This is a genomic window from Micromonospora sp. NPDC005220 (assembly GCF_040607895.1).
Classification (GTDB): Bacteria; Actinomycetota; Actinomycetes; order Mycobacteriales; family Micromonosporaceae; genus Micromonospora.
Genome location: NZ_JBEXHP010000164.1, coordinates 1 through 9,497, shown reverse-complemented (window position 1 = coordinate 9,497; position 9,497 = coordinate 1). Strand labels below are relative to the sequence as shown.

Sequence of the window (9,497 nt, the reverse complement as noted above, 5' to 3'; positions counted from 1 at the left end):
CCGTGCTCCGGCGCGTCGTCGCCGACGACGAGACCACCTGCGCGGTGGCCGACGTCGACTGGGACACCTTCGGGGCCACCTTCGCCGCCGCCCGACCCCGCCCGCTGCTGGCCGGCCTGGTCGAGCCGGCCGCGCCGACGACGGCGAACCCCACGCCGATCCCGGCCGCGCACCGCGACCGGTTCCTGCTCGACCTCGTCCGCGAACACGCGGCGGCCGTCCTCGGCCACGACTCGGTCGACGAGATCGAGGCCGACCGCGCCTTCAGCGACCTGGGTTTCGACTCGCTCACCGCCGTGGAACTCCGCCGTCTCCTGCGGGAGCGGACCGGCCTGCCGCTGCCCGTCACCGTCGTGTTCGACCACCCCACCCCGGCGGCGCTGGCGGCGGCGCTCGCCGCCCGGCTGGACGACGAGGTCGAGGACGCCGTACCGGTCGCGTCCACCGACCCCACCGAGCCGATCGCGATCGTCGCGATGGCCTGCCGGTACCCGGGCGGGGTGACCTCCCCGGAGGACCTGTGGCGGCTGATCCGCGAGGGCGGGGACGTGCGCGGGCCGTTCCCGCAGGACCGGGGATGGGATCCGGACCGCGCCGCGCGCAGCGACGTGCGCCAGGGCGGCTTCCTGGCGGGTGCCGGCGACTTCGACGCGGGGTTCTTCGGGATCAGCCCGCGTGAGGCGACGGCAATGGACCCGCAGCAACGACTGCTGTTGGAGACGTCGTGGGAGGCGTTCGAGCGGGCCGGTATCGACCCGAGGTCGCTGCGCGGCAGCCGTACCGGGGTGTTCGTCGGCGCGTCGCCCCAGGGCTACGGCAGCGGGTCGGTCGCCGTACCCGCCGAGGTGGAGGGCTACCAGCTGACCGGCAGCGCCACGAGCGTCTTCTCCGGGCGGGTGTCGTACGTGCTCGGCCTGCAGGGCCCCGCGCTGACCGTGGACACGGCGTGTTCGTCGTCGCTCGTGGCGCTGCACCTGGCCGGGCAGGCGCTGCGGCGCGGAGAGTGCGACCTGGCGTTGGCCGGCGGAGTCGCGGTGATGGGGACCCCGGACGTGTTCGTCGAGTTCAGCCGGCAGCGGGGGTTGGCGGCCGACGGGCGGTGCAAGTCGTTCGCCGAGGCGGCGGACGGTACGGGTTGGTCGGAGGGTGTGGGCTGGTTGGTCCTGGAACGGCTCTCCGACGCGCGTCGACTGGGTCACCAGGTGTTGGCGGTGGTGCGGGGGTCGGCGGTGAATCAGGACGGCGCGTCGAACGGGTTGACAGCGCCGAGTGGTCCGGCGCAGGAACGGGTGATCGCGGCGGCGTTGGCGGATGCGGGCCTGTCGCCGGTCGACGTGGACGTGGTGGAGGCGCATGGTACGGGGACCCGGTTGGGTGATCCGATCGAGGCGCAGGCGGTGATCTCGGCGTACGGGCAGCACCGGGATCGGCCGTTGTGGTTGGGGTCGGTGAAGTCGAATCTGGGTCACACGCAGGCGGCGGCGGGTGTGGCCGGGGTGATCAAGATGGTGCTGGCGATGCGTCATGGGGTGTTGCCGAGGTCGTTGCATGTGGACCGTCCGACGTCGGCGGTGGATTGGTCGGCGGGTGCGGTGCGTCTGCTGACCGATGAGGTGCCCTGGGCGGGTCCGCGGCGGGCGGGTGTGTCGGCGTTCGGGATGAGCGGGACGAACGCGCACGTGGTCGTGGAGGCAGGTCCGGTCACCGCGCCCGCATCGACGTCGGCGCGGCCGGAGGTGACGCCCGAATCGTCACTGCCACACACGCCGTCGATGGTCATCCGCCCGTCCGACGCCGGGACGGCGCCGTGGGTGGTGTCGGCGGCGTCCCCGGAAGCCCTCGCCGATCAGATCCGGGCGTTGTCGACGCTGCGGTCTGCCCCACCCGCCGTGTCGGGGCTGCGGCAGGGGACCTCCGCCGGGTCGCCGTCCTCCTCAGGTTCGGAGTTGCGGCCGGTGGACGTGGCGTTCACGTTGGCGGTGGGTCGGGCGGCGTTGCCGTGGCGCTGTGTGCTGGGGGAGGACCTGCCGGTTCGGGCCGGTGATGGTCGGGTGACGTTCGTGTTCCCGGGTCAGGGTTCGCAGTGGACCGGGATGGGTCTGGAGCTGTGGGACTCGTCGCCGGCGTTCGCCGCCGAGATGCGGACGTGCGAGGACGCATTGCGTCCGTACACCGGTTGGTCGTTGCGGAAGGTCCTGGCCGGGCCACTCGACCAGGTCGACGTGGTGCAGCCGGCGTTGTTCGCGGTCATGGTGTCGCTTGCCGCGTTGTGGCGGTCCTACGGTGTCGAGCCGTCGGCGGTGGTCGGGCACTCGCAGGGGGAGATCGCCGCCGCGTATGTGGCGGGTGCCCTGTCGTTGGACGACGCCGCCCGGATCGTCGCGCTGCGGAGTCGGGCGTTGCGGGCGATCGCGGGTCGGGGTGGGATGGTGTCGGTGCCGTTCGCCGATCCCGATCCGGGCGACCTGTCGGTGGCGGCGGTGAACGGCCCGGATTCCACGATCCTGTCCGGCGACATCGACGCGGTGGAGCGGTTCCTCGCCACCGAGCCGCGAGCCCGGCGGATCGCCGTCGACTACGCGTCGCATTCGCCGCACGTCGACGCCGTTCGCGACGAGATCCTGACCGCGCTGGCGGACGTTGCACCGCGCTCGTCCGACGTGCCGTTCCATTCCACGGTGACCGGTGGGCTGTTGGACACCGCCGGCCTGGATGGGGAGTACTGGTTCCGGAATCTGCGGGAGACGGTGCGTTACGCCGACGCGGTCGCGGGGATGGACACCCTGATCGAGGTCAGTCCACATCCGATCCTGGCCCGTGAGCTGGGCACGCTGCGCCGCGACGACGGCGGGCCACGACGGTTGCTGGACTCGGTGGCCCGCGCCTGGGCGCGCGGGGCGCACGTCGACTGGCCGGCGGTGTTCGCCGGCAGCGACGCCCACCGGGTGATCCTGCCGACCTACCCGTTCCAACGGCGCCGCTACTGGCTGGACGGCACCCTGCCCGGCTGGCTGGGCGAGCCCGTGTCCTGGGCGCAGGGCCTCCGGTTCGACGGCCGCGTCACCGGGGACTGGCTGGCCGACCACGCCGTCGAGGGAACCGCACTGGTGCCCGGCACCGGGTTGCTGGAGATGGTGTTGCGCGCGGGTGGTCAGGTCGAGGAGTTGACCCTGCACGCCCCGCTGCACCCGCCCGCGACGGTGCAGATGGTCGTCGGCCTCCCCGACGACAACGGCCGCCGTGCCGTGTCCGTGCACTCGCGGACCGGTCCGGAATGGACAGTGCACGCCTCCGGCGCCCTGCTGCCCGACGACGGGCCCCCGCCGCCGGCCGACGACGCCCCCTGGCCACCCGCCGACGCGGAACCGGTCGACCCGCGGCACGTCCTGGACCGGCTGGCCGGTAGCGGGCTGACCTACGGGCCGGCGTTCCAGGGGTTGCGGGCGGTGTGGCGGCACGGCGACGAGACCCTCGCCGAGGTGACTCTCCCGGACGGGCTCGACGCCCACCACTTCGGGATCCACCCGGCGCTGCTCGACGCCGCCACCCACGCTGCGGCGGTCACCGGGGTCGCGCCCGGCGACCCCGCCCGGGTGCCGTTCACCTTCACCGGGGTCCGGCTGCACGCGACCGGCGCGACCGCCGTCCGGGTGCGGGTGCGCCACACCCCGGAGGGCGCGGTGTCGCTGGCCCTGTACGACCGCACCGGCGCGCCGGTAGCCACAGTGGCGTCGCTGGTGAGCCGGCCACTGACCGCGCTGCCGGCCGACGCGTTGTTCCGCGTCGCGTGGTCGACCCCGGCCGCCGCCCCGACCCCCGGCGACCGGGTCGTCGTCGGCCCCGACCCGCTGGCACTGGCCGGCGACGCACCGGTGCACGCCGACCTGGCGGCGTTGAGTCGCGCGGTCGCGCAGGGCGCACCAGCCCCCGGGTACGTGCTGGTGACGTGTCGGTCCGACACCCCCGGCCCGACCGTGTCGGCCCGCTCGGCCGTGCACCGGGTCCTCGACCTGGTACGGGCGTTCCTCGCCGACCCGGCCCTGACCGCGTCCCGCCTGGTGATCGTGACCCGCGACGCGGTGGCCACCGGCCCGGACGCCGACGTGTCGGACCTGGCCCACGCCGCCGTCTGGGGATTCGTCCGCTCCGCGCAGTCGGAACATCCGGACCGGTTCCTCCTCGTCGACGTGGACGACCGGCCCGCGTCGTGGCGGGCGCTACCCGACCTGCTCACCGCGACCGAGCCGCAACTGGCCGTCCGCGCCGGCGCGCCGCTCGTACCCCGACTGGTCCGGACCACGCCGCCGCGCGAGCGCTGGGACGCGCGCGATCCCAACGGGACGGTCCTCGTCACCGGCGGCACCGGCGCCCTCGGCGGCCTGGTCGCCCGGCACCTGGTCACCGCGCACGGCGTCCGGCACCTGCTGTTGACGAGCCGCCGTGGTGGCGGCGAACACCTCGTGGCCGAACTCGGCGCGCTCGGCGCGAGCGTCACCGTCGAAGCCTGCGACGTCGGCGACCGGGACGCGGTTGCGCGACTGCTGGGGCGGGTTCCCGCCGCGCACCCGCTGACCGCGGTGGTCCACCTGGCCGGGGTCCTCGAGGACGGCCTGGTCGAGACGATGACCGCCGATCAGATCGACCGGGTCGCCCGACCCAAGATCGACGGGGCGGTGCACCTGCACGAGCTGACCCGCGACGACAAGCTCACCGCGTTCGTGCTCTTCTCCGCCGCGGCCGGCGTCCTCGGCCGTCCGGGGCAGGCGAACTACGCGGCGGCGAACGCGTTCCTGGACGCCCTCGCCCAGCACCGCCGGGCCCAGGGATTGCCGGCGGTCTCCGTCGCCTGGGGCCTGTGGGAGGGCGGCGGCGGGATGACCGGGCACCTCACCGATGCGGACCTCGCCCGGGTACGCCGCGCCGGCGTGCTGGCGCTGACCCCGGCGCAGGGGCTCGCCCTCCTCGACGCCGCGCTGGCGATGGCGGCGCCGACCGTCGTCGCCGCCCGCCTCGACCCGGCGGCGCTCCCCGAGCCAGGAGCGTCCGCCCTCCTGCGCGACCTAGGTGGTCCCCGGGTCCGCGCCGTGCCCCGGGCCGCTGCTATCCCCCCAGCGGTCCGGGGCACACCCCACTCGCCCGACTCCCTGCTCGACCTGGTCCGCGCGCACGCGGCCGCGGTGCTCGGGCACGGCGCCGCCGACGCCGTCCCGGAGACGCACGGCTTCCTCGAGATCGGCTTCGACTCCCTGACCGCTGTCGAGTTGCGCAACCGCCTGGCCACCGTGACCGGCCTGCGGCTGCCGGCCACGCTCGTCTTCGACAATCCCACGCCCCAGCGGCTCGCCGAGCACCTCGCGACCCTCCTGACGCCGGTGCAGCCCCGGCCGGCCCCCGCGCCCGTACCGGTGACGCCCGAGCGGGCGGTGCTCGGCGACGCGAGCGCCGACGAGGTCTTCGCCTTCATCGACGAGAAGCTCGGCCGCTCCACCGCCCAGGAAGGTGGCCTGCGATGAGCAACGAGGAGAAGCTGCTCGACTACCTCAAGTGGGTCACCGCCGACCTGGCCTCGGCGCGGGAACGCATCCACGACCTGGAGAACCGCGACCGGGAGCCGATCGCCATCGTGTCGATGGCCTGCCGCTACCCCGGCGGTGTGCGCTCGCCCGAGGACCTCTGGTCGCTGCTGACCGCCGGTGGCGACGCGGTCGCCGGCTTCCCGACCGACCGGGGCTGGGACCTCGACGCCCTGTACGACCCCGACCCGGACCGGCCCGGCACCTGCTACGCCCGGGCGGGCGGTTTCCTGCACGACGCCGCCGACTTCGAGCCGGCGTTCTTCCGGATCAGCCCGCGCGAGGCCGTCGCGATGGACCCCCAGCAGCGCCTGCTGCTGGAGATCTCGTGGGAGGCGTTCGAGCGCGCCGGCATCGACCCGGTAGCGGCGCGCGGAAGCCAGACCGGGGTGTTCGCCGGTGTCATGTCGCACGACTACGCCGCCCGCCTGCCCCGGGCGCCCGAGGGCAGCGAGGGCTACTTCGCCAACGGCAGCGCCGGCAGCATCGCCTCCGGCCGGATCGCGTTCGTCCTCGGCCTGGAGGGGCCGGCGGTCACCGTCGACACGGCCTGCTCGTCCTCGCTGGTCAGCCTGCACCTGGCCGTACGGGCGCTGCGCAACGGTGACTGCGCCATGGCGTTGGCCGGCGGCGTCACGGTGATGGCCACCCCGAACATGCTGATCGAGGCCGCCCGCCAGCGCGGGCTCGCCCGCGACGGGCGGTGCAAGGCGTTCGCCGAGGGCGCGGACGGGGCCGGTTTCGCCGAAGGCGCCGGCATCCTGCTGCTGGAGCGGCTCTCCGACGCCCGCCGGCACGGCCACCCGGTGCTCGCCGTGGTCCGCGGCACCGCGATCAACTCCGACGGCGCGAGCAGCGGGCTGACCGCCCCCAACGGGCCCGCCCAGCAACGCGTCATCCGCGCCGCGCTCGCCGACGCCGGGGTGTCCACCCAGGACGTCGACGTGGTCGAGGCACACGGCACCGGCACCCCGCTCGGCGACCCGATCGAGGCGCAGGCGCTGCTCGCCACGTACGGGCAGGAGCGGGAACGACCGCTGTGGCTGGGGTCGCTGAAGTCGAACATTGGCCACACCCAGGCCGCCGCCGGGGTGGGCGGGGTCATCAAGACCGTGCTGGCCCTGCGGCACGGCGTGCTGCCGCGCACCCTGCACGCCGCCGAGCCGTCCAGCCGGATCGACTGGTCGGCCGGTGCGGTGTCGCTGCTGACCGAGCAGACGCCCTGGTCGGCCGGCGCCGACCGGCCGCGCCGGGGTGGGGTCTCGTCGTTCGGGGCCAGCGGTACGAACGCCCACGCGATCATCGAGGAGGTTCCCGCCGAGCCCGAGCTGCCCCCGGTGGACGGGCTCCTGCCGTACCCGCTGTCGGCCCGCGACGACGCGGCGCTGCGCGAGCAGGCCGACCGGCTCGCCGCGCACGTCACGGCCGCACCCCGGCTGGTCGACGTGGCACACACGCTCGCCACCGGCCGGGCCCGCCTCACCGAGCGCGCGGTGGTGCTGGCCGGCGACCGGGAGACGCTCGTCGGCGAGCTACGCGCACTCGCCGCCGGAGCGCCGGGGCCCGCCACGGTACGCGCGACGGCGCCGGCCGGCACCCGCCGCGTCGTGTTCGTCTTCCCCGGTCAGGGTTCGCAGTGGACCGGGATGGGTGTGGAGCTGTGGGACTCGTCGCCGGTGTTCGCCGCGCAGATGCAGGCGTGCGACGAGGCGCTGCGCCCGTACACGGGTTGGTCGTTGCGCGACGCGCTGGCGGGCCCCCTCGACAGGGTGGACGTGGTGCAGCCGGCCCTGTTCGCGGTCATGGTGTCCCTCGCCGCGTTGTGGCGGTCCTACGGTGTGCAGCCGTCCGCGGTGGTCGGGCACTCGCAGGGGGAGATCGCCGCCGCGTACGTGGCGGGCGCGTTGTCCCTGGAGGACGCGGCGCGGGTGGTGGCGTTGCGCAGTCGGGCGTTGCGGGCGATCGCGGGTCGGGGTGGGATGGTGTCGGTGCCGTTCGCCGACGTGGACCCGGGCGAGTTGTCGGTGGCGGCGGTGAACGGCCCGGATTCCACGATCCTGTCCGGTGACGTGGACGCGGTGGAGCGGTTCCTGGCGGCCGAACCCCGTGCACGGCGGATCGCCGTCGATTACGCGTCGCATTCGCCGCAGGTGGAGGCGGTCCGCGACGAGATCCTGACGGCCCTCGCGGACATCCGGCCGCGCGAGGCGCTGGTGCCGTTCCACTCGACGGTCACCGACGAGCCCGTGCCACTGGACGCCGACTACTGGTACCGCAACCTGCGGCACACGGTCCGGTTCGGCCCGGTGATCCACCGACTGCGACAGGACCTGCTCGTCGAGGTCAGCCCGCACCCCGTCCTGCTCGCCGCGATGCCCACGGACGCCGCCGCGATCGGGTCGCTGCACCGCCACGACGGCCACCCCGACCGCTTCCTACGGGCCGTGGCGGAGGCGCAGGTACGCGGCGCCGCAACGCTCGGCCCGGTGCCCGGCGGTCGACCCACAGTCCTGCCGACGTACCCCTTCCAGCGTCGGCGGCACTGGCTCGACGCGCCGCCGTCCGCCGGACCGACCGGCCACCCGCTGCTCGGCGTCACGGTCAGCCTGGCCGGCGGTGCCGGGGAACTGGTGTGCACCGGCCGGGTCGCGCGGGTGACCCACCCGTGGCTCGCCGACCACGCGGTCCGCGACACCGTGCTGCTGCCCGCCACCGCCGTACTGGAACTGCTGTTCCAGGCGGGCGCTCCGACCGGCTGCCGGCGCGTCGACGAGCTGGTCATCTCCGCGCCGCTGACCCTGCCCGACCGGGGCGGCGTCGACCTCCAGGTCGCGGTCGGCGCGGCGGACGAGGCAGGCCGCCGGGCCGCCACCGTGTGGGCCCGGCCGGAGGACGGCGACGAACCCTGGACGACGTACGCCACCGGCGTCCTGGCACCCGGCGGACCCGCGGCGGCCACGCCGCCCGGCGACTGGCCGCCCGCCGACGCCGAACCTGTCGACGTGGACCTGCTGCGCGACCGGCTCAGCGCGGCCGGATTCCGGTACGGCTCCGCGTTCCAGGGGCTGCGCGCGCTCTGGCGGGCCGGCGTCGACCTGTACGCCGACGTCGAGTTGTCACCGGAACTCGGGACCGACACCGGCCGCTTCGGACTGCACCCGGCCCTGCTCGACGCCGCGTTGCAGGCCATGGCCGCCACGGCGGCCGACGACGTGCCGGGCCGCCTGCCGTTCTCGTTCACCGGGGTCACCCTGCACGCCACGGGCGCGACAGCGCTGCGCGCCCGGCTCCGCACGACCGGCGACGGCACCGTGTCGCTGGCCGTGACCGACCCCGCCGGGCGGCCCGTCGTCGACGTCGAGGCGTTGACCACCCGTCCGCTGCCCGCCACCCTGACGCCGCTGCGCCGCCTCGTCTGGGAGCCCCTGCCCGTCGCCGCGCCGGTGCCGGCCGGGGACTGGGTGCTCGCCGACCCGACCGCGGTCACCGGCGTCGACCCCGTACCCGCCACCGTGCTCCTGCCGGTCGTGCACGACGAACCGCACGCCGCCGCGCACGCCGCGCTCGCCGCGGCGCAGGCGTGGCTCGCCGATGAGCGGTTCGCCGGCTCAAGGCTGGTCTTCGTCACCCGGGGCGCGGTCTCGGTCGGCCCGGACGACCCGATTCCCGCCGCCGGGGTCGCCGGAGCCGCGGTGTGGGGCCTGATCCGCTCGGCGCGCGCCGAGCACCCGGACCGGTTCGCCCTGGCCGACGACGCCGGCGACGGTTCGGTGGCGGTCGCCGCGATCGTGGCCGGTGCCACCGAGGTCGCGGTCCGCGACGGCCGGGCCCACGGCCCCCGGCTGGACGTCGTGCCGGCCGGCCCCGGCGCGGTGATCGACAACGACGCCACCCCGGTCACCGGCGCGAACGGTCGGCTCGGCG

General features: G+C 75.2%; 2 protein-coding genes. Both read left to right on the top strand.

The genetic code is table 11. The features are described 5' to 3' along the window. Positions 1-5,513: SDR family NAD(P)-dependent oxidoreductase (locus ABZU52_RS30495; protein WP_354974391.1), on the top strand; the 5,513-nt coding region annotated here is incomplete at its 5' end. Then, the coding region (locus tag ABZU52_RS30490) for a beta-ketoacyl synthase N-terminal-like domain-containing protein (protein WP_354974390.1) at positions 5,510-9,497 on the top strand (3,988 nt) is incomplete at its 3' end. The genes ABZU52_RS30495 and ABZU52_RS30490, both read left to right, overlap by 4 nt.